The sequence below is a fragment of the Candidatus Nitronauta litoralis genome, assembly GCA_015698285.1.
GTDB lineage: Bacteria > Nitrospinota > Nitrospinia > Nitrospinales > Nitrospinaceae > Nitronauta > Nitronauta litoralis.
This window is the reverse complement of record CP048685.1, coordinates 1196577-1217708: the sequence shown is the minus strand read 5'-3', so window position 1 is coordinate 1217708 and position 21132 is coordinate 1196577. Positions and strand designations below refer to the sequence as shown.

General features: G+C 47.1%; 16 protein-coding genes. 8 read left to right on the top strand and 8 right to left on the bottom strand.

Features of this window, described 5'->3' with window-relative positions:
- Positions 1–121: 121 nt before the first annotated feature.
- Both G3M70_05435 and G3M70_05430 read left to right on the top strand, forming a co-directional pair.
- Entirely contained in the window at positions 122–1093 is a 972-nt protein-coding gene (locus G3M70_05435; GenBank protein QPJ63721.1) for a nitrite oxidoreductase, gamma subunit, read from the top strand.
- 346 nt (positions 1094–1439) lie between these two features.
- Complete coding sequence (locus tag G3M70_05430; GenBank protein QPJ63720.1) at positions 1440–2621, top strand: IS256 family transposase; 1182 nt, start codon at positions 1440–1442, stop codon at positions 2619–2621.
- A 567-nt stretch (positions 2622–3188) separates the two neighbouring features.
- On the opposite strand, the gene G3M70_05425 is transcribed toward G3M70_05430, so the two are convergent.
- The 3 genes from G3M70_05425 to G3M70_05415 form a co-directional block, all read right to left on the bottom strand.
- On the bottom strand, positions 3189–3638 hold the full coding sequence (locus G3M70_05425; GenBank protein QPJ61359.1) for a DUF3592 domain-containing protein: 450 nt from the start codon (positions 3636–3638) through the stop codon (positions 3189–3191).
- Between the two features lie 12 nt (positions 3639–3650).
- The gene (locus tag G3M70_05420; protein QPJ61358.1) at positions 3651–3866 is read right to left on the bottom strand and encodes a hypothetical protein; all 216 of its coding nucleotides are present in this window, start codon (positions 3864–3866) and stop codon (positions 3651–3653) included.
- A 631-nt stretch (positions 3867–4497) separates the two neighbouring features.
- Positions 4498–5349 carry a GNAT family N-acetyltransferase gene (locus G3M70_05415; protein ID QPJ61357.1) on the bottom strand — a complete coding sequence of 284 codons (852 nt, stop codon included), beginning with the start codon at positions 5347–5349 and terminating at the stop codon, positions 4498–4500.
- A gap of 113 nt (positions 5350–5462) precedes the next feature.
- Between G3M70_05415 and G3M70_05410 the strand changes: the two genes are divergently transcribed.
- The 5 genes from G3M70_05410 (at position 5463) to G3M70_05390 (ending at position 10164) form a co-directional block, all read left to right on the top strand.
- On the top strand, positions 5463–5900 hold the full coding sequence (locus tag G3M70_05410) for an arsenate reductase ArsC (GenBank protein QPJ61356.1): 438 nt from the start codon (positions 5463–5465) through the stop codon (positions 5898–5900).
- A 146-nt stretch (positions 5901–6046) separates the two neighbouring features.
- On the top strand, positions 6047–7135 hold the full coding sequence (locus G3M70_05405; GenBank protein QPJ61355.1) for a hypothetical protein: 1089 nt from the start codon (positions 6047–6049) through the stop codon (positions 7133–7135).
- 185 nt (positions 7136–7320) lie between these two features.
- Positions 7321–7701, top strand: coding sequence for an isochorismatase (locus tag G3M70_05400; GenBank protein QPJ61354.1), 381 nt, complete (start codon positions 7321–7323; stop codon positions 7699–7701).
- A 67-nt stretch (positions 7702–7768) separates the two neighbouring features.
- Entirely contained in the window at positions 7769–9487 is a 1719-nt protein-coding gene (locus tag G3M70_05395; protein QPJ61353.1) for a hypothetical protein, read from the top strand.
- Between the two features lie 179 nt (positions 9488–9666).
- Positions 9667–10164, top strand: coding sequence for a hypothetical protein (locus tag G3M70_05390; GenBank protein QPJ61352.1), 498 nt, complete (start codon positions 9667–9669; stop codon positions 10162–10164).
- A 326-nt stretch (positions 10165–10490) separates the two neighbouring features.
- Here the strand turns inward: G3M70_05390 and G3M70_05385 are convergent, their stop codons facing one another.
- The 3 genes from G3M70_05385 to G3M70_05375 form a co-directional block, all read right to left on the bottom strand.
- Positions 10491–12779, bottom strand: coding sequence for an MtrB/PioB family decaheme-associated outer membrane protein (locus G3M70_05385; protein QPJ61351.1), 2289 nt, complete (start codon positions 12777–12779; stop codon positions 10491–10493).
- Positions 12776–13600 carry a DmsE family decaheme c-type cytochrome gene (locus G3M70_05380; GenBank protein ID QPJ61350.1) on the bottom strand — a complete coding sequence of 275 codons (825 nt, stop codon included), beginning with the start codon at positions 13598–13600 and terminating at the stop codon, positions 12776–12778. Before G3M70_05380 ends, G3M70_05385 begins: the two co-directional genes overlap by 4 nt.
- Before the next feature lie 241 nt (positions 13601–13841).
- Positions 13842–14264, bottom strand: coding sequence for a DUF4399 domain-containing protein (locus tag G3M70_05375; GenBank protein QPJ61349.1), 423 nt, complete (start codon positions 14262–14264; stop codon positions 13842–13844).
- A 202-nt stretch (positions 14265–14466) separates the two neighbouring features.
- Here G3M70_05375 and G3M70_05370 point away from each other — a divergent pair, with 202 nt between their 5' ends.
- Complete coding sequence (locus tag G3M70_05370) at positions 14467–16038, top strand: HAMP domain-containing protein (protein QPJ61348.1); 1572 nt, start codon at positions 14467–14469, stop codon at positions 16036–16038.
- A 96-nt stretch (positions 16039–16134) separates the two neighbouring features.
- Here G3M70_05370 and G3M70_05365 read toward each other — a convergent pair whose 3' ends face one another.
- On the bottom strand, positions 16135–18759 hold the full coding sequence (locus tag G3M70_05365) for a pyruvate, phosphate dikinase (GenBank protein QPJ63719.1): 2625 nt from the start codon (positions 18757–18759) through the stop codon (positions 16135–16137).
- 98 nt (positions 18760–18857) lie between these two features.
- Positions 18858–20939 (bottom strand): glycine--tRNA ligase subunit beta, encoded by a 2082-nt coding sequence (locus tag G3M70_05360; protein ID QPJ61347.1) that lies wholly within the window; start codon positions 20937–20939, stop codon positions 18858–18860.
- Positions 20940–21132 lie beyond the last annotated feature (193 nt).

Here is a 21132-nt window from a genome sequence, read left to right as displayed (position 1 = left end):
CGGAATGGTTGTTTTTTTCTCGAGCTAACTGCTCATAATTCGGAATCTGCTACGTAAGGCTAACAGGAGGAAAACAGTGAATTTTAAAAAGTCGGTAATACTCGCTTTGATTGCCGCGCTGATGGTTGGCATGTTTGCTGTAGCTGCAAACGCTGTAACCATTAAAGCGTTAAGGGTTCAGGGAGAAATTCCTGTAGACCCAACTGATCCTTTCTGGTCTCCATCTTATGGTCCGACTGCTGGAAAGCACATCACCATTGAAATGGATCCCCAGATGATCACAAATCCAATGTGGCCTAACCCATCCACTAAATGGGTGCGTGTTAAGGCTGTACGGAATGACAAAGAAATCGCCGTTATGCTGACCTGGTTGGACCCGACTCGTAATGACATTATGGTTCGGTCACAGCAATATAAAGATCAGGTAGCTCTTATGTTCCCTGTAAATCAAGCTGGCGAAGAGCCTCCATTCACAATGGGCGGTGAAGGCGAGCGCGTTAACATCTGGCAGTGGAAAGGCACCTGGGATAAAGAAGGCGCTGGTGCTGCTGGAAACGCAGGTATGCAGGATGTAGAAGACCAGTACCAAAACATGGGTATGGGTTCTGGCGGTTACTACATGTATGAGCCTTCAGGGCAACTTGAAATGAAAGCGGCCTTGAAAGAAGGTGTGTCTGGTTCTAAAGATCAGCGTGCGGGCAACGGCGTTCATACCGGTGGCGCAACCGATATCTCGAAGCGTAACTCTTTCGTTGACCGTGGTATGGGTAAAAACGAAGGTGTTTACAATCCTGGTCGGGCAACCCACAATATCCTGTCTGACGCTTCTATGCGCCGATCTCCAGTTGAAGACCTGAATGCTGAAGGTTTCTCTACCTTGACCACTCAGGCTCATCAGGATGTTGACGGAAAAGGAAACTGGTTTAACAACCGTTGGTCAGTTGTGTTCAAGCGGGCTTTGAGCACCAATGACCAGAATGACACTCAGTTCAGTGGTTCTAAAACTCCAATGGCTATCGCTATCTGGAATGGTCAGAACAAAGAACGGAATGGTCAGAAAGCTGTAACCCAGTTTCATACCTTGGAGTATTAATCTCCAAAAAAAAGTTTTTTCACCGGGAAGTGGGCTTTGCCTGCTTCCCGGTTTTTTTTTTTTTTGAAAAAGCTTCCACCGCTTTTTTAATCTATTCTTTGTGAAAAGGTAGCTGTTTTTTGTAAAGCGGGAGGATGTTATCGATGGCCATAAAGTTTTTCTATTTAGAAGGTCTTGTGTTGATAACGTAAGCTAAGTTTCGCACATTTAATCTGGTCGTGTTGGCTGGAAAAAGGAAAGTCCTCCTTTTGGTCTGTATACTTCGTTTTGCGAGAAACGAGAACCGGACCTAAAACCAGGAGGACTTAATATGGAAGCGAAGTCTAAGAAAGACGTGGCATCACCAATTGTGAAGAACATTGTATCGATAGATGAGGGGAAAATCCAGAGTCATGTGAACGGGATTGTGCGTTCGACGGTTGAGGAAACGCTGAACGGCCTTCTGGATGCTGAGGCAGACCGTTTGTGTGGTGCTGGCAAGTATGAGCGTTCGGAGGGACGTAAGGACACGCGTGCGGGCCACTATGACCGTAAGCTTCAAACCCAGGCTGGCGAGGTGGACCTGAAGGTGCCGAAGCTAAGAACGTTGACGTTCGAGACGGCTATTATTGAGCGGTATCGTCGGCGTGAGTCCTCTGTTGAGGAAGCGCTGATGGAGATGTATCTGGCCGGAGTTTCAGTTCGTCGTGTGGAGGACATCACCCAGGCGCTTTGGGGAACTCGTGTGAGCCCCGGCACAGTGAGCCAGCTCAACAAGAAGATCTACGTGAAGATCGATGAGTGGAGGAACCGCCCGATCACAGGGGAATACCCGTATGTATATCTGGACGGGATTTGTTTGAAACGGAGTTGGGGCGGTGAGGTGAAGAACGTGTCGGTACTGGTGGCCATCGGCGTGAACCGGCAGGGTTACCGGGAAGTGCTGGGCGTTTGTGAAGGCACCAAGGAGGACAAGGCGGGTTGGAGCGGTTTCCTTCGGCACCTAAAGGAACGGGGGCTTAAAGGTGTGAAGCTGTTCATCTCTGATCGGTGCCTGGGTTTGGTAGAGTCACTCAGCGACTTTTATCCTGATTCAGACCATCAGCGATGCACGGTACATTTTTACCGGAACGTGTTCTCGGTGGTTCCCCGGAATAAGATGAAGGAAGTGTCGAACATGTTGAAAGCCATTCATGCACAGGAAGACCGGCAGGCGGCACTTGAGAAGATAGAATCGGTGGCTACCAAACTACTTACGATGAAGCTATCGAAGGCATCAGAGAAAGTGAGAGACGGAGCGCATGAGACGTTGTCTTACTACGCGTTTCCGAGAGAGCACTGGCGAAATATCCAAACGAACAATCCGCTGGAAAGAATCCTAAGAGAGGTCAGACGACGGACGCGAGTGGTCGGTTGTTTTCCGGATGGGCAATCGGCCTTGATGCTGGCGGCGGCCAGACTCAGACACGTTGCCGGAACCAGGTGGGGTATCAGAAGATATATCAGCATGGACCCACTTAAGGAGATGGAGCAGAACCAGGCGGCATGAACAATGACCTGTGGAGTTGTGGAAAACGCTTCGCGTTTCCCGACAGCCCCCACAGGTCCAACAAATGCAGACCTGATTGAGGGCTTTCCAAAATTCAAAGTGCGAAACTTTCTTGACACTACCCTTGTGTTGAAATTACCTTGAGTGGCCAAAGTGTTGGTTCAAGGAATAGTTTATTTTCAATTGAAAGTAGTCTGTCTTCAACAGGCTGCCGGCAGGACTGTTCCAACTTTTTTGTTTGACCTTTATATCTCTAATTGCCCAACCTGTTTTAATTATTGTTTGCCGACCAGGTTTCAAAAAATTTTATCGTTTTTCTCTATACTCGCATTCGCCACACCGGTCTATGCCACATCAGGAGAGCGCAACGGATTTTTGTGAAACGAGGCATTGGATAGTGGTCGGAAGTCACTTGGAAAGGTAATCGATTTTTCATCCTACCGTAAACCCTGAACACGGTCACAGGTAAATCAGCTGTCATTGAAATGAACGACTTGACGTGCCACCAACCCGACTTACATCGTCACTTTGATTTCGGGTCTGGCTGGTCCTACCACGGTGGAAAGCTTACCCCGTGATGAAAAAGATTCCAACAATAGCGAATACGACTCCTATAACAAGATACATTATCGAGGTTTCTTCTCTTCTTTCCAGGCAGGAGTCTGAAGGGTTGTCGGGGTCGTAATACACGGAAACGGTCTGCCCAACTGGGTACCGTCCGCAATAGTCTTCCGCCTTGCCACGCAACGATAATTGTAGTTGACCACCCAGGCAGATGCGGCTATTTCGATAGCTTCGTTTACCTGCAGTATATTTATATATAATCTCTGCTTTAAAAGTTTTATTAGGCGAATTCATACCTGCCTGGCTGTCTTTCATCACTATCTTGGATTTGGTAATTTCTCCATCAGCCCTTGCCCAGGCCATGGCCCTTTGAACTTCCCGTCCCAGTAATATTTTTTTTCCGATGGTCCCTGCAGCCGCGAACAGCATTGCCCATCCCATTAATACCTTCATGGAATTTCCCTATTAATAAGCTCTATATAAAAGGAAAAGAAAAATCAAAGTGAGCCCGGCAAATCCCACAATAAAATAGGGGAGCAGATTCTTGTCCAATTCCCAGGCTTCACGCCATTTATCCCGAAAGGTGTATTTAGGGGCCTCCGCAACCACTTCTCCACAAACCGGACACGCGATCCCAGTTTGCTGAACATAATTCCTGCATTTGTTGCAAACAACGGGCATGGTATCCCTCCAGAAATATCAGCTGAACAATAACCTTCAATAAATCGCTATATTTTAAGGTTAAGGCCAGTTTTGCAAAATAGGCAATAAAAATAAGAAAAAACGGGCATATAAGTAACTCAAGTGCCTGCAGGAAGGGGCGACCCGGGGTACTTTCGGTAATCTATTCTGCTTCGTCTGGAAACACTGCCACGGCCACAAGAGTTGTCGTGGTTGTGACTTAATCCTGAAGTGAAAAGAAAGACGGTGCAAAGCCTAAAGAGGTGCCCTCTTTTCCAGCTGAATGACTCCAGTTAATTGTTGGCCTTCCGCCAAGAGAGTAGAATTACATCCCCTTTGTAAAAGGGGACTGGGGGGATTGCTGAGTTTGCTGGCTTGTTGGGTGATGGATTCTCGAGACAGCTACAGGCGAAATTAAATTTCAAATCCCCCTGCTATGCGTCCCCCTTCGTGGAAGGGGGGATATTAAATATGCGCGTAAAATGTTTTTAAGGCTTACTGACCACAAGGTCGCCCGTTCGCCGTCCGCGGAGGACAAGGGCCAGTTTTAAATAGCCCTGACTGTTTTTTCTTAACCAAGTCGATTTTACGAGTCAGCAAGATGGAATTCCGTTGCCCGTGCGGCGAGCACTTAGCACCAGGCTTGTGAGGCGGGGGAAAAAATATGGTCCCGCCTACCCGGTAGTTCTGATGCGCCCAACAGCATGATCGGTTGCCGTTCCGTTTCCTTGAACCCTGCATCGAGTAAAACTTCTTTCAGGTCCTGTCGCTGATGCATGACATCGATCCGGACAGGCCCGTTGTGGTCTTTGGTGACTTCGCGAATTATTTCCTGGGCCGTGAAACGGTTGAATGCAATCACGGGTCCGACCAGCATTTGTTCTCCCTGCAAAATTCCGAATCCGTAACCGAGTAAGGTGCCTCCACCTTTTTTGAGCATCACGGTTTTGGTAGTGGCCTGCTCTGCCCGGACGGTGAGCATGGCACTGCGGTCGTAACCGTGTACCTCGGTGTCCAGCCCAATCACCCGCTCCAGGTTTTCAGAATTAAAAGGATGAACATCTATCTTGGAGGAAAACCCGGAGTCGGGAACTTCAATATTGGGTCCGGCTTCAAGTTTCGATAACCGCTCCACCGTTCGAAACCCGAAATTCTGGTAATAACCTTCGACCGTTTTTCCAGAACAAAGCATAAGGGGACGTGATTCAGGATTTGATTCGTTGATGGCATGGCGCAGCAGGGAAGTGGCCAGACCCAGCCGCCGGTTTTCCTCTCGGACGATCAACATGCCGAGTGCCGTCATTGTTTTGCCAAAAGAAGTGAGCACCAGGGAACTGATCACTTTTCCCGATTCATTGCGGTGTCCAAAGGCATTGCCAGATTTAAGCAACGTATCCCAGTCGGCTGGCGTGTGTTCCCATCCCGCTTCACGGGACAACCCATAAAGGTCGTCGATATCATGGTGTGAAAGTTTATGGATCATTTTTTTGTACCGAAGCCGCGTTTGTTTTTAATTGGTTGCCTATATTCAATGATAAACTATTTACACAGAACATAGAAAGTTTCTGGATACACAAAAGACAACTCATTAGAAATATGCCAGACACACAAAACATTTTATTTCTTTGTACCGGTAATTCCTGCCGCAGTCAGATGGCAGAGGGGTTTACACGGGAATTGAAAGGCGATTTGTATACAGCTTATTCCGCAGGAGTCGACCCGCATGGCATGAATCCGCTGTCTTGCCGGGTGATGGAAGAGGCAGGTGTCGATATCAGTGGAGGGCGATCCAAACATGTGGATGAGCTAAAAGATATTGAATTCGATTATGTCGTCACCGTGTGTGGTCATGCGGATGAAACCTGCCCGCGGTTCCCGGGAAACACAAAAGTAATCCATCGTGGATTCGATGATCCGCCGCGTCTGGCAAAAGGTGCAGAAACGGAAGAAGAGGCTTTGCAACATTACCGCCGGGTGCGTGATGAAATCAGACAGTGGGTAGAAACATTGCCGGAAGGATTGGAAAATGAGTGACCCAGTTACGTGGAGTCTAACGTTAAATTAATTGGAGATGTGTTCAAAATTGCTTTGAGCCCATACGGGTTAACAGGGAAAGCGCCTGGTGTTAAAGTGAGGCCAGGTGGCCGGGTCAAAAATAATTGATTAGTTGAGGTTCTAATATGCGAGCAAACGATTTGGGGATGAGGTTCATTGGTTTTTTCATAGCGATGCTAATGCTTGTGGGGAGCTCTTCTGTTATCGCCCATGAAGAAGGACCACTCACCGTTGCAGTGGTGGGGGACACCGGTGTGGGTGAACGCGCGTATCATCCTGGGTTCCTCGGGGTGCAGGATGCCATGCGTAAATCCCGACCGGATGTGCTTCTTCACCTTGGCGATTTTGTTTACCAGCCTGAAATGTTTCCAGACCACTGCCCACAAAAATATTTGCAGGAAATTCGAATGACGCTTGTGCGGCCTTATCCGGTTCGAATTTTTGTTGCCGGGGATAATGACCTGCCTCCCAAAAAGAGCAAACCGAAAGCGTCCGGTTGCTGGAATGGAATTGAGCCGATGGCGTCTCCCTTCGATACGATTCCAGCCGCGAAACCACAACCTCGCGACCTTGAAGGTGTTGTGCAATTGGGGCACGCGGTGTTCATCGTGGTCAACACCTTCCCCTGGGAAGATCCAACTCCATGGATGAAGCCGTTGGTTGACGAGGCCAAAAAGAATGGTAACTGGGTCATCGTTGCGTTGCACAATCCGCCAATCACCACCATCTGGTACAAGCCCTGGCGGGTTCAATGGCTGGATACATTGGCCGCACTTGGAGCGGATCTGGTTCTGGCGGGTAACGAACATTCCTACGAACGTTTTTCTCCAAAGGGAGAAGAGGATCCGTCACCGAAAGCGAGAACCGAGTACGTTCAAGGGAAAGGACCTGTGGTGGTTGTTTCAGGCGGCGGCGGAGCCAAGTTCAAACCTCCGGCAGATGTTCAGGGTGATGCCGAGCACACCGCTCCACCTGAATTGATGAAGCGATCCGAAGTGCGCGCCTTGATTCACCACTTTGTGCATCTTGAAATTGACGAACACGCTATCAAGGCCACAACGCACCGGGTCTGCCCCGGGCCTGACGCAAAGGGGAATCCGCGTTGGAAAGCGAAGAAGGATTTCTGGAAAGGCGTGCCACTGCCCTGCGATGGAGAACCCGCCGGCAGTAAGGTATTTGATCAGTTCAGTATTACAAAACCCACCATTGACTAAAAGCTGATCAATTTCCTTTTCTGAAATCTACAACCCGTTTTGTCGCGATAAGCCTGTATTGGCGATCCAAACAGGCCGCAACCATGCTATGATGATCCCGGCACGCCGAAATAACCACCTGTAAAAATTGGTTTTTTGATGGACATGAAGAGAGTTGTTTGGGCTTTAGGGAAAGGACCATTGAAGTGACGTCCCAGGATAAAAATGCCGTTGTGATTGAAGCGGTTAAGAAAGCCAGTGAGCAATGGAAAGCCGCGTTCAATTCAGGAGATGCGGCGGGTTGTGCCGCACAATATGAAAGCGATGCCATTATGGAGGCCCGGCCTTTCGGAACGTTTACCGGTACCTCTCAGATACAGGCTTTCTGGCAGAAAATTATTGATGAAGGTTTGACTGATGTTGAATATCTCGATCCTCAAATTGAAGTGAACGATTCCACAAGCGCGATATTGAAGTCAGGCTGGAAAATGAACAAAGCCAGCGGTGTCATTCATAAAGAGCTTTGGGTTTTGCAGGAAGATGGAACCGCAAAACTGCGTGAAGATGATTTTGAAGCGCAGGGTTAGAAGTTAATAGTTTTTAGAAATACTTTAAGTTGATTCCTTATGAATTAAATGACAAGAAATAATAGTTATGAAAAAAGACGAAGAATTAAAGTTTGAAGAAGACTTAAATTCGTTAATTCAAGATGATCCGAAGGATGATTGGGGCAAATCAAAAGTACCTCCTAAAAAGGGAAGGGATAGCGAAAAGTCGAAGCCCAATCCCAAGCCTTCCGCAGAACACGCTCACTCCGATAAACCTTCCAAAGTTGATTCCCTCCATCGTCAACATTACGTCAAAGCCCTCGCGGCCTTGATCACTCACCCAAAGACTGAAATCCCGCTTACCCTGGGTATCTATGGCCCATGGGGCAGCGGCAAGTCCTCTTTCATGTTGCAGCTCCGTGAAATGATTTCTCCAAAAATACAATGTGTCGAATTCAATCCCTGGCGTTATGATGACCCGTCGTCACTCTGGTTCGGGTTGATATCGCAAATTGCTTTGGCTTTGGACAGGCAATTTTCTTTTAAGGATCGAGTGCGGTTGCTGCTGATTAGCGAGCCCAGTGGGAATGCCGATATCCTGAAAAAAATGCGGACCCGGGCAATGGCGGGCGCTAAAAAAGTCCATAACTGGGTGACCGGTACGCTGGCATTTTTTGGCCTCACTCAACCGGACACTCTCACCGTTCCCCTGAATAAAATTGCTGAGTTGTCTGGTGTCACTGATGTTTTGAAATCGATGGGCTTGATCGAAGGAGCCATTACACCCGAGTCCTTGTTAATGGGATTGGGGGCTCTGACCCTTTTGTTTGCCTGGTCCTTTGTAAAACTCAAGCATATCTGGAAACATCCTTTTTTGAGTCAAGTGGAGGCCAATCGTATTTCAACCGGGACCGGGAAGGCTGAATTCAGGCAATTGACTTTTGATGAACTGGATCTGATCCGAAAAATGTTTAAAAAGGCCATACAGGATAAAAAGGAAAATCCCGCCAGAATAGCCATTTTCCTGGATGACCTCGATCGCTGTTCGCCTGACCGGGTGGTCGAAGTATTGGAGGCGGTGCATCTGTGTCTGGAGGGTCTGCCCTTTGTGACGGTTCTTGGGATGGATTCCCGTGTTGTGTCACATGCGGTTGCCAGTCGCTATGAATTCATGTTGGAAGATACGGCTACGGCAATAGAGAAGGAAGCCTATGGACAATATTTTTTGCAGAAAATTGTGCATATCCCCTTTCAGTTACCTCCACCCTGGGTCTATGGAAAATACATCAAACGTTTGATGGGAGCCAGTGCAACAGTTTCTCAACAAGATGGAAAGATTGACAATGAACATGAGCTGATCAACGTGAGGCAGGAAGATCTGCAGGAGAAAATGGCAATTGCCGAACAGGAAATGCAGGCATTAAATCCGCTGGTGATGGACCTCAAAGCCAGTCCGCGAAGCGTCAAATGTCTTATCAACCAGTATCGACTGGCAAAGGCCATTAATTCCCAGTTGGATGGAGACCGGAAGCTGGAGCCGGAAAGGTTATTTTACTGGCTCGTGTTGTTTCAAAACTGGCCCAAATGGGGAAGCGTTTTATTTGGTGAGGTGGAAAAGGATAACACTTTCCTGGATCAGATAGACCCAAAGAGCAACAAGTTAAAAGGCTACCCCTTGTCAATGGTTCAATTTGTTTATGCGAACCGGGCTCTGTTGGCAGAGGTTGTGGGGAGGACGGGAGGATTGGAGTTTGCACGCTGTTTTTCGTTTCTGGCACCAGAAGGTCCCTTCAGCGTGGCCCAGGCCCCCGGACCGGACAAGTAAACCGTTGAAAACTTTTGGCATTTCCCTTATTATAGGCGCAATAAATGGAGACCTTTAAGGCTCGAGAGCAGGGTCGTCCCTTGGATGATAAGGGTATACGGGGGTTGCCGACAAGAATTTGTTATATCCATGAGGGTTGCCTTGAGGGAGGCGGCTATTTTTTTAAATTGAGGAGAGCTATGAAACGGTATGTCTGGACACTCATATTCCTGATGTCGGCTGTGTCGACTTCCTGGGCAGGTGGCCCCGGAACGCATTGTACGGATCATTACGGTCGTGTTGTGGCTTGGGTTGAAAACCCCAACCAGTCCAAATTAGCGGTTGCCATTTACCGGTCCAATGGTGCGCCACAAATTCACTATAATAAAGATGCGGGAGAGAAGAGCGGACTGAGTGAAGATGCCAAAACTTTCCTTTACCACCGCGAGTGCGGCAGATTGGTTCTCGGACACAGGGTTCGTCCTGGGACAAATGTGCCAGCACACAATGATCAAGTTGACCAGGCAGATTGCTGGGCGGCAAACAAATTCTATTATGCTGGCGAGTTGGGTAAATTAAAGGCGGTCGAAGCTGAAATCAATGAGCTGGAACAAGCCAATTGGGTGAACATTGCGGGTCCGGTTCGCAAACTGGATTTGGAAAATACCTGTCGGTTTGTCAAACCCAACTGGCCCTAGTAAAAGGAAACAGGAAATTATTTAACGGCACCTTTTTGTACCGTAAAAAAATAGACCCGCTGTCGGTTAACCCCGACGGCGGTTTTTTTTTGCCGGTTGAATTATTTTTGGGTCGTAGCGTTCGAACAGTTAGCAATGCTTTCAACATCTCTTGCATCTACAAAAGGAAGGAATGTTCAAAAGGTGATCTAAAAGGCGGTAACCGTGAGTAGAATTAAAAATGAGTCCCATACCAGGTATTGTGGTCTTCAATCATAGTAAAAATTTCCTTGGGTTTTTATCAGCTTTGTATGCGATGACTTCTTCCAAGATATCTCTAATGAACCTTAATTTTCGCTCATCCGGTAGGTCACATACAGCATGCCGGTGTAGGCTTCGTAATCCTGAATGGTATTACTGAGGGCGATCGTTTCCCCGTTAGACGTTGGAAAAGAAGATGGTGAAATCAGGCCCTGCGCGTTGACGCTATCGAGTGCAAAATCATCGAATGAAAAGTTTTCATAGATCACCCGCATGCCCACCAACACTTCTCTTGAGATATTGAATTCGGCTGATCCACTTAATTGATGGAGGAGGGTTTTTACGGATGGCAAGTCGACTGGATTGGCCACGAAGGGATCAGGCCCTGCCATAAAACCAATATCTGAAATATTTTTTGAAATTGAGTAGTCCGCTTTCAGGTTGACCCTGTTGTTGAAGATCAACCATTCACCACCTGCCCCCGCCGTATAAGAGTTGTCGTCCAGCATTACACTATAATTCCGGTTAGGGTCGTTGATGGAACCGGGTGTAATAAAATTATGAGCCCGCCCCATCTGATCTATTTTATTGGTGTCATAAGAAAAGAAGAATGAATAAGAGAGAGTCGGAAAAGGATTGTGTGTGAGGTCTATCGTGGCGCTCTGGGCCTGGACCTCTTGCAGACCAATGAATTGCTCAGGAAACTTCTGTTGAATCCAGTTGTGTGAAACTCCTATCGTAAGATTTTCAACTGGAAAAAAATTCAAACTTAACATGGATTGAAGTTGATTGTTTTCGGCTATGTCCTTCTTCCTGAAATCGGCGGGTGCAGCCAAAAGGGGGCTTGTCGGGCTTCCCAAAAATTGCGGCGTGTTTCTTAGAGCCCGGACGTTCTCAAAGTTATAGCCATCCGTGTCTGTGCGTGCATATGAAAGGCTTGCAGTTACCGACATCCAGTTCAGTTCATTTGAAGAGATTCCCAGGGAGAATTTATTTTCAATGGATTCGTCAATCGCGCGAAAGTCCCTGTCTTTATGAAGAACCTGAAAGCCTGTCTTGAGAATGGTGGCGTCCCAAAGCTGAAAACTTAGATCAAGATTGCCCTGGTTCTGGGAGTATTGAACCGGGAGATTGAAAACAGATTGATCTCCTGAAACAGGCTGTTGTGGCCCTGTGTCATTGACAACAGGTTGAAACAGGGAAATGGGTGTCTGATTATCGGTACTGAAATGGCGGAACTTAGCAGCTAGTTTGAGTTTGGGTGTCAGGGAAGTGGTTGCCTTTAGTTTAATCATCAAATTGCTGATCGCTGCATCTGCTGATTGTCGCGGCAACAAACCGCGGCTACTGTCCACAGCGTAAGGCATCAGCATATCATCCTGAAATGCCATACCGTATTCTGCCGTTGCAGTCAGGCGGGTTGAAGGGGTCGGATTCCACCCACTGGCGAGCCTTATCTGATGAAATTGATTATCCGGTTCCAGGGAAATCCTGCCTTGGGCCGGTAGGGGGCCTACTGACAAAGGGCTTGCATTGTCGAAAAATGGAATCAGGCCGGCGAAAGGGGAATCAAAAACAAGGGAATCCTGCCGGTTGTCAAAGAAAGAACCAAAGTATTGAAAACTGAAATTTGCGTTTTCTATTTTTTTTGAAAAGGTAGCGCGAACTTCATTGGTATGAAAGTCGATAGGAGCCGGGAGAATGATCGCCATGGGATTGGCCGGAGAATTTCCGATCACACCGCCAAGCGAACGAATCCCATTTTTTTCAATCCGGTTAAATTTAATATCGAATTGATAAGCCCCTAGTTGTTTAACCATACCCAAAGTTGCTTCATTTCGCGAATCCACTTTCAGTTCAACGGGATTGCCAGTTGGAAGGGGGGTATTGGTAAATGAAACCATTTTCGGGAAACTGGAGGGTAAAGACAGGCGGGAGCTCCCAGTTCCCTGGTAGGGTGTCAGGTTTTCACTGAACAATAGATGGGGTGATTGATCCCATTCACCGAAAAACTGATAGCTGTTGGTTTTACCATAGTCGAAGGATATGTTGCGGTTTTCCAGACCCAGGTTATCGGCGTAGATATCCAAAAACCGGTTTTCTTTAAAATGGTGCAATTCGCCTTCTACCAGTGCGTATCCGCCGGTTCCCTCTATTCCCGAGTATTCCCCGAACTTAAAGGAAGGCCTGCTAAGGGAGACTCCCGCCCCACCCAAAGTCAATTGACCATTCCAGCCTTCGTGAATCCATTTGTTTTCATCTTTGGAATTTGGAATACCACCGACAATATCAAAGACTGGTAGATCCTCTTGGGCCCAAACACTCGAAGCCATCATTGATGACATTACCATGAGTGTGAGGAGAAATCGTGTCATCGTTGCAGTTTGGATCCTGCAGGGTGGTTGGAGCCGTGAATATTACTGTGGCAGTTAACGCAGGACTTTCCACCTAGACGGGAGGAGGCACCGAGTTTTTTATTGTCGTAAATGTCGCCTGGGTGAAAGGCCTGCAGATGACATTGTTGGCATAAGAAAGGCATTTTGTGTTTTAAAAGGGGCCGAAAATTTGACCCATGGGGGTCATGGCAATTACTGCAATTTTCACGGACTGGAATGTGTTCAAAAATAAAGGGCCCGCGTTTTTCCTGATGGCAGGTGAAGCAGGTCAGATTGACCGAACTTTGGTTGAGGAGGGCCGGGCCATCTCCCCCATGCGGGTTGTGGCACGAACTGCAATTTAATTTTCCCTGCCGGAGAGGCATGTGGGATGTCCGCATCATTTTGGAACGCTTGTCGCGATGGCATTGGAAACAGACCTTTTTAGAATCTTTGTTGCGTAGTAGATTTTTTCGGGAGCGCCGTTTGCTGATGTAATGGCACTTGTCGCAGGCGAGCCCTGTCATTTCATGCGAACTGCCCTGCCAGAACATCGTTCTATTTTGCGATTCATGACATTGCAGGCAGACTTTATTTTTTTTAAAAGGAGACGGGTTTTTAAATGAAAATAGAAAATGTGGCTTACGTTTTCTTGAGCTGGGGGATTTTCTTTTTCCTGATAGTTTAATCTTCAGGTGTTGACCCAGGGGGCCGTGGCAGTTCTCGCAGATACTTCCCAGTTTTCCGGGTTGTTTATTTTGAAAAGCTCTGGCGTGCGATGTTTTGCCAAATGCCCGGATATACTTTTCATGGCATAACAAACATTCTGTTTCATCCTGAGGATTTCCCGAATTCGCAATAAAGGGAAGACCTTTGAGGCTGGGTTGTAAGGTGCCCCAATCAAAATTTGTCGCAAGTGATTCGGAAGAAAACAGGAAAGAGGAACCTAGACAAGATAACGTCGCGAATAAAAAAGAGAGTAGCCTTTTTAACATAGGAATCAGGTCCACCCCTGAAAAGAGAACTTCATAGCCTCAACAAATTAATTCATACCCTCTTGAATTAATTGACGGTAACCAGAATCCGGTCTGATATTGCGGGTTTATAGGGAACGTGGTCTCCGTACGAGAAAAGGGCAATAATAACATGCTTTCCCGGCTCCATATTTAAACTGACACAATGTTCCCCTTTCGAAAGATGGATGGCTTCCTTCCTCCGAAGGGGACGAGTCAAATCTTTGGGCAATGAACTGAATAGAATGTGGTGGTGTCCTCTTCCCTCATAAGGGTCACCGTCGGAGGGCTCGACAATTAATCCCAAAGCCTCCATACAAACCTTGAAGGGATTGGTGACAGTGGAATTATTTTCGGGTTCGGTGATGATAACCTTTTTCTCATTAGCATAGGCCCGGGAAGGCGAGGTAATCGCCAGAAGACCTCCCATAAACGGGATCAAAAGAAACTGGTGAATAAGAAATTTGTCCATGCGAGAAAAAGGGAAAATGCCCAAAATGGCCTTGATTAAGTCGCAATTAGGCCTATTATTAATAGCACAGGAATTTTTGTAAACAAATAATCAAATTCAGCAAAAAAGCTCAGCTCAGCCATCCCTCCGGTCTCCAAACCGTTATTGAAGAAGCGAAATTTCGCATTATTAATAAATCGTAATGCATTGAGTTTAAGGTTTAATGTTGAAAAATAAAGTCAAATTTTCGGGTTTTTTATCGGACCTGCCGATTAAAACTAAAATCCTGCTGAGCATCCTATCCGTCTTGTTTTTGGTGATGATCACATTCATTACCTTGACACTGGATAGCAACAGGAAACTGGTTCTTCAGGTTTCCAAGTCGGAAATTATAAACTTTACTCATTTATCGGCAGAGGCTCTGGGATATGGTTTGAGTAATCTCAACCTGGAATATATCCGCAATATCATTAATCGGATGAAGAATGAGCCCAGGTTATCCTCCCTTTTGATTTTAGATAACCAATCCAATGTCATAGCTGGGTTGAATCAAGAGGGATTGCAAAATATTTCTGTAAAAGAGCTTTTGAACCAGAAGGAGCCATTGGTTAAGAACGAGGAAATTTGTTGGGCAGTTCCAATAAAAGGATATGACCCTGAAACATTAAAGGAAAAGATACTTGGAAGTTTCGTTGTCGAGTTTTCCTTAAAGTCGATTTATGAAAGGATATTAAACGAACAGATTCGTTTTTTTCTCATCGCTGCCGGTGTCATGTTATTTGGGATTGCAGTTTCGATTCTTTTAGCGCGTCAAATATCAAACCCCATCGCACAACTCGTAAAAATTTCACGACAGGTTGGAGAAACTGGTGATTACCAGTTGCGGGCAGAGAAAAAAACGGGCGGGGAAATGGGAATGTTAGTGGATCATTACAATAAAATGCTTTCACAAATCGAAAAACAGAATATATCCATTTTGAATTCCAAGGAAAGCCTTGCTATCAAAGTACGTGAGCGAACCCAGGACCTTGAAAAAGCGAAGGAGGTTGCCGAAAACGCAAATCGGGCTAAAACCGATTTTCTATCAAGGATGAGTCACGAGTTGCGAACTCCACTCAATGCCATACTTGGATTCAGTCAATTGTTAAAAATGAGAGGGTGGAATGTCCAGACGGATATCCGCGAGCAAAATGAAAAATCAATTGACCACATTTTTGCTGCAGGGAATCATCTTCATTCACTGATCAACGAAGTGCTGACATTATCCCAGATAGAATCGGGTGGGTGTATCTTGAATCTCGAGCCTGTGGATATGGTGCTCTTGGCACACGAGACAGAGACCATGCTTCAGCCAATGGCACAAAAGTACAATGTCACACTTGATTGTGGAAACCTCCCTCATAATCACCTTGTCATAAAGGCAGACCCAAAGCGCATTCGCCAGGTATTGAACAATCTGATTTCGAATGCCATTAAATTCAACCGTCCAAGTGGCAAAGTCGAAATCAGAATTAAAACTGACGAAGAGAATCAATTGACCCTGATAGTTCGCGACACCGGAATGGGGGTTCCTGGAGATAAGGCTGAAACAATATTTGAGCCTTTTGAACGCCTTGATTGGGAATTCAGCAAGATAGAAGGAATGGGTATAGGGCTTTCCATTTCAAAAAACCTGATCGAAGCCATGGGAGGCAGGATAGGTTTTGAAAGCGAAGTGGGCATCGGAACAACCTTCTACTTCACTATGCCACTTTACTTCGGAGAGACCTCTGATAAGGAAACCTCAGCTTATTAAGCCAATATGACGATGGTGAGCAGGCTCCCTCCCCTGTTTTCCCTGTTGGTTAATCGAACATTTGGCCCTGCTCATCGGCGAAGGCTTAGACAATGGCTATATATTCGCCTGGGCGCATGCGAGGATGGCAGTTGGAACACGGTAAGGGGAACAACTCACATAGTCGAGACCGGCCTGGTGAAAAAATTCAATCGAAGCCGGGTCGCCACCATGCTCACCACAAATACCTAACGATAAATTTTCTTTAACACCTCGGCCTTTCTCAATCGCCATCTGAACTAAAAATCCGACACCCTCCTTGTCTACACTGACAAAAGGATCCTGCGACAACACATCCTGGTTCATATATTCTGGCAGAAAACTACCTGCATCGTCCCGGCTGAGACCAAAGGCCGTTTGAGTCAGATCATTTGTTCCAAATGAAAAGAAATCTGCCTCCTGTGCAATTTTATCGGCAGTGATAGCCGCGCGCGGGAGTTCAATCATAGTGCCAACTTTGTAGTTAACTTTCACTCCAGTTTTTTCTATAACTGACAGGGCGACTTCATCGACATGTTGTCGCATCAGGATGAACTCGGAAACAGTACTCACCAACGGAATCATGATTTCAGGAAATACCTTTAACTTCTTTTTAGTAAGCTTGCAGGCAGCTTCCATTATGGCCTGTACCTGCATTCTGTATATGCTTGGGTAAACAATTCCGAGACGACACCCGCGCAGCCCAAGCATTGGGTTCAGCTCCTTCATGGCATCAATTTTCTTGGTCAGCTTGGAAGGGGAGATTTTCATTGCCTTTGCCAGAATTTTGATTTCCGCCGGGACACTGGGTACAAATTCGTGGAGGGGCGGGTCAAGCAGACGTATGGTGACTGGCCGGCCTTCCATGGCCCGAAAAATTTCTGTGAAGTCTCTGCGCTGGATGGGTTCCAGTTTTTTCAATGCTTCGTCCCGCTCTTTTTCAGTTTCGGACAGAATCATTTTTCGGACCCAAAGAATACGGTCTTCATCAAAAAACATATGCTCCGTTCGACAAAGACCGATCCCTTCAGCCCCGAATTCACGCGCTACAAGAGCATCATGAGGTGTATCCGCATTGGCGCGAACCTTTAGTTTACGCATTTTGCCAACCCAGGTCATGAGTGATGCAAAAGACCCTGTCAGCTGGGGCTGTACCAGATCGACCTTTCCATTAAATACTTTCCCCGTGGTTCCGTCCAGGGTGATCGGGTCTCCCCCCCGCAATTTAGTTCCATTAAGGATCGCTTGTTTCTTTTTGATATCGACGGCGAGGTCTCCACAACCTGAGACGCAGGGTTTGCCCATAGCGCGGGCTACAACCGCCGCATGCGAAGTCATTCCGCCCTTGGCGGTCAATATAGCCTGAGCGACACTCATTCCATGGATATCTTCCGGGGAGGTTTCCATACGAACCAGGATGACTTTTTCTTTTTTTTCGGCCAATGCCAATGCATGTTCCGGGGTAAATACTATTTTGCCCACGGCCGCACCGGGTGAAGCACCCAGGCCCTGACCCAGTAATTCCGCTTTCGATTTGGGATTTATCATCGGGTGAAAAATCTGATCGATCTGATTGGCTGGAACCCGTGCTACCGCTTCCTGTTTACTTATGAGTCCTTCATTGACCATGTCCACCGCAACTTTGATTGCGGCTGCTGCGGTACGTTTTCCCGATCGGGTTTGTAGCAGGAACAACTGGTTGTCCTGGATTGTAAACTCGATGTCCTGCATGTCGTGGTAATGTTTTTCCAGAGTCTGGCAAACTTCATTAAGCGTTTTATAGCTTTCCGGCATGTCCTCTTCCAGCTTGGAGATCGGGTTCGGGGTGCGTATGCCAGCGACCACATCCTCGCCCTGTGCATTGACCATATATTCCCCGAAAAACTTCTTTTCTCCTGTCGCGGGATTACGAGTGAACGCCACACCGGTGGCCGAGGTATTGCCCATGTTTCCGAACACCATGGACTGTACATTGACACCAGTTCCCCATTCCGGAGGAATACTATTTAGTTTCCTGTAAGTTTTGGCCCGGGGAGTGTTCCAGGAATTAAATACAGCTTTAATAGCCAGCCTTAATTGATCTTTGGGATCTGTTGGAAATTCCTTACCTGTGTTTTTCTTAACAGCATTTTTAAACTGTTTAATAATGGATTTCAGGTCTTTGGTCGAAAGGTCAACATCATGCTCGATATCGCGCTTGTTCTTTATTTTTTGAATGATGTTTTCAAATACCTCTCCGGATATACCCTGTACCACGTTGCCGAACATGGCAATGAACCGACGGTAACAATCAAAGGCAAACCTTTCATTTTCAGTTTTGAGGGCCAGCCCATGAACTGCCTTGTCGTTCAGACCCAGGTTCAGTACGGTATCCATCATGCCCGGCATGGAAGCGGGGGCACCGGAACGGACAGATACCAAAAGCGGGTCTGAAGCTCCACCCAATTCTTTACCCATGATTTTTTCCAAGGTATCGAGATTGGCCATCACTTCGTCCCAGAGTGATGGAGGAAATTTATCCCCTCCATTAAAGTAAGCCGTGCAGGCCCGGGTACTGATGGTAAATCCCGGGGGTACATTGATATTCAGGGAAGCCATCTCGGCAAGGTTGGCTCCTTTGCCACCGAGCAGGTCACGCATATCCGCCCGGCCTTCGGTTTTATCGCCGCCAAAAAAATAAATGTATTTGGGTGTTTTGGTCATGGAGGAAAAAGACAAAGGTTGGTAATTCAGAATTCGGGAAAACAAAACAGGTGTGTTTCCCTTGCAAGGCCCAATTTAGCGGATGCGTAGAGGAGTTTTCAACCTTTTTTGATGACGATTTTGGAAAAGTCTGCAATTTGTGAAAACAATCCCGCGATTACGGATAACAAAGCTTTGCGATTGTGCTTCACTTTCTCGTCGTCGACATTGACCATGACATCATCAAAGAAGGCATCCACTTCTGGCCTGATTTCGACGATTCGGGCCAGGGCCCCGGAAAAATCCCGCTTGGAAAACAGGTTGACCACATCTTCTTCAATAGAACGTACCTTATCCAGCAAATTATTCTCAGCAGATTTTTCAAACAAACTCGAATCCAGGCCCGAATAGGTTTTCCCTTCCAGTATATTCACCACTCTACGAAACGCTCCCGCCAGTGAATCAAAATAATCCTTTTTCTTTAATTCTGATAAAGCTGCGGTCTTGGCCTGGAGAATTTTAAATGAATCCTGGTTTCCGGAGGCCAATACAGCATCAATGACATCATATTCATAGCCCTCATTGGACAACATTGTCTTCAGGCGCTGGTGGAAAAGGTCGAGTACATGCTGGCGGATTTCCTCATGTCCCAATTTTGCCCTGTCGCCTAATTGGGCGATGCCCGCTTCCGTAAGGCAGTCCAGGGTTACCGGGATATTTTTCTCAATCAGGATCTGGATAATCCCCATTGCGTGGCGACGCAGGGCGTAAGGGTCTTCTGAGCCTGTGGGGATCAGTCCAACACCGATGCAGGCGACAATGGTATCCAGTTTATCCACCAACGCAACAAAAGCCCCAAGCTCTGTCGAGGGAACACCGTCTCCAGCGAATGCCGGCTTGTAATGCTCTTTGATGGCAGTCGCGATCGGCTCTCCCTCATCTTTCAGGGCGTAATAGCCACCGATGATGCCCTGCAGTTCCGGAAATTCAAAAACCATCTGGGTATTGAGGTCGGCTTTGCAGAGTCGAATAGCGCGTTTGGCTACTTCGATAAAACCGACATCTGTTCCACTTGTGAACTCTTTTAAACGTTCCATGAGGCCCACAGATCGCTCGACTTTTTCATACAGGGTTCCGAGATCTTTCTGGAATACCACCCCTTTTAAGGCTTCTGTGAAGTCCGACAGGCGCTTTTTCTGATCTTCTTCATAAAAGAAGCGGGCATCTTCAAGCCGGGCTTTCAACACCCGCTGATTTCCGGGAATAATAGAGGATCCTTCTACAACAGGCATATTGCTCACAGTCACAAAATAGGGAAGCAGCTTTGTTTCGGTTTCCCAGATCGGAAAATACTTCTGGTGATATTTCATTGTGATTTCAAGTAGCTCGACGGGGAGTTCAAGATACCGGGCATCGTACTGCCCTCGGAGGGGTATGGGTAATTCCACAAGGTGCGCTACGGTTTGTAATAGCTCCAAGTCTTCCTTTATAAATCCGCCAACCTCCTCTGCCAAAGCCTTTAATTGTTTCTGGATGACCTGTTTGCGCTCTTCAGGATCAACGCTGACGGAATGTTTTGAAAGCTGGTCCCGATAGTCTTCAAAGTTTTCAACGGTCAGGGAATCCGGGTTCAGGAATCGATGGCCCCGGGTTGTATTACCGGCCTGGACGCCTTCAACTTCAAAAGAGAGTGGCTCCCCTTCAAGCACAGCAACAATCCAGTGAAGGGGCCGGACAAATGCCTGGCGATTACTTCCCCAGCGCATTTTTTTGGGGAAAGGAATACCGTGGATCCAGTCGGGCAGATATTCATCGAGAAGATCTTTTGTTGGGCGTCCGGTCTTTTCAATCCGGGCACACAGAACTTTTCCCTTTGGAGTGTCTTCCTGGCTCAATTCGGAAACATCCAGACCCTTGCCTCGGGCAAACCCCAGTGCCGCCTTGGTCGGGTTTCCTTCTGCATCGTAAGCTGCTTTGACATTGGGGCCTTTGTGGACTTCCACAACATCGTCCTGCATGGGATTGAGATCTGATATACACAAAGTCAGGCGGCGGGGAGTGCCACAGGTCACGGGTTTTCCTGCCTTGATGTGGTTTTTTTGAAGCCAGCCAGAAAGGTTTTCCGCCATTGAGGCCAGGGCCGGAGCAATGTAACCCGCCGGTATTTCTTCTGTTCCGATTTCAATTAGAAGTTCAGCCATCAGTTATTCCAGGGATTAAGGAAAAGCCTCGGTCGGCGTGGGGTCAAAGGCCGGAAATGTTTTGAAGTAAAAGGTTTCCGCCCGGTTACAGGATGCAAGCTGTTTATCAAACCCGCCCAAAAATGTCAATTCTACCCTATTCCTTTGACTTATATGGCAAAACTTTCTGAGTTCGGAGTAGGGTCCATCAAGG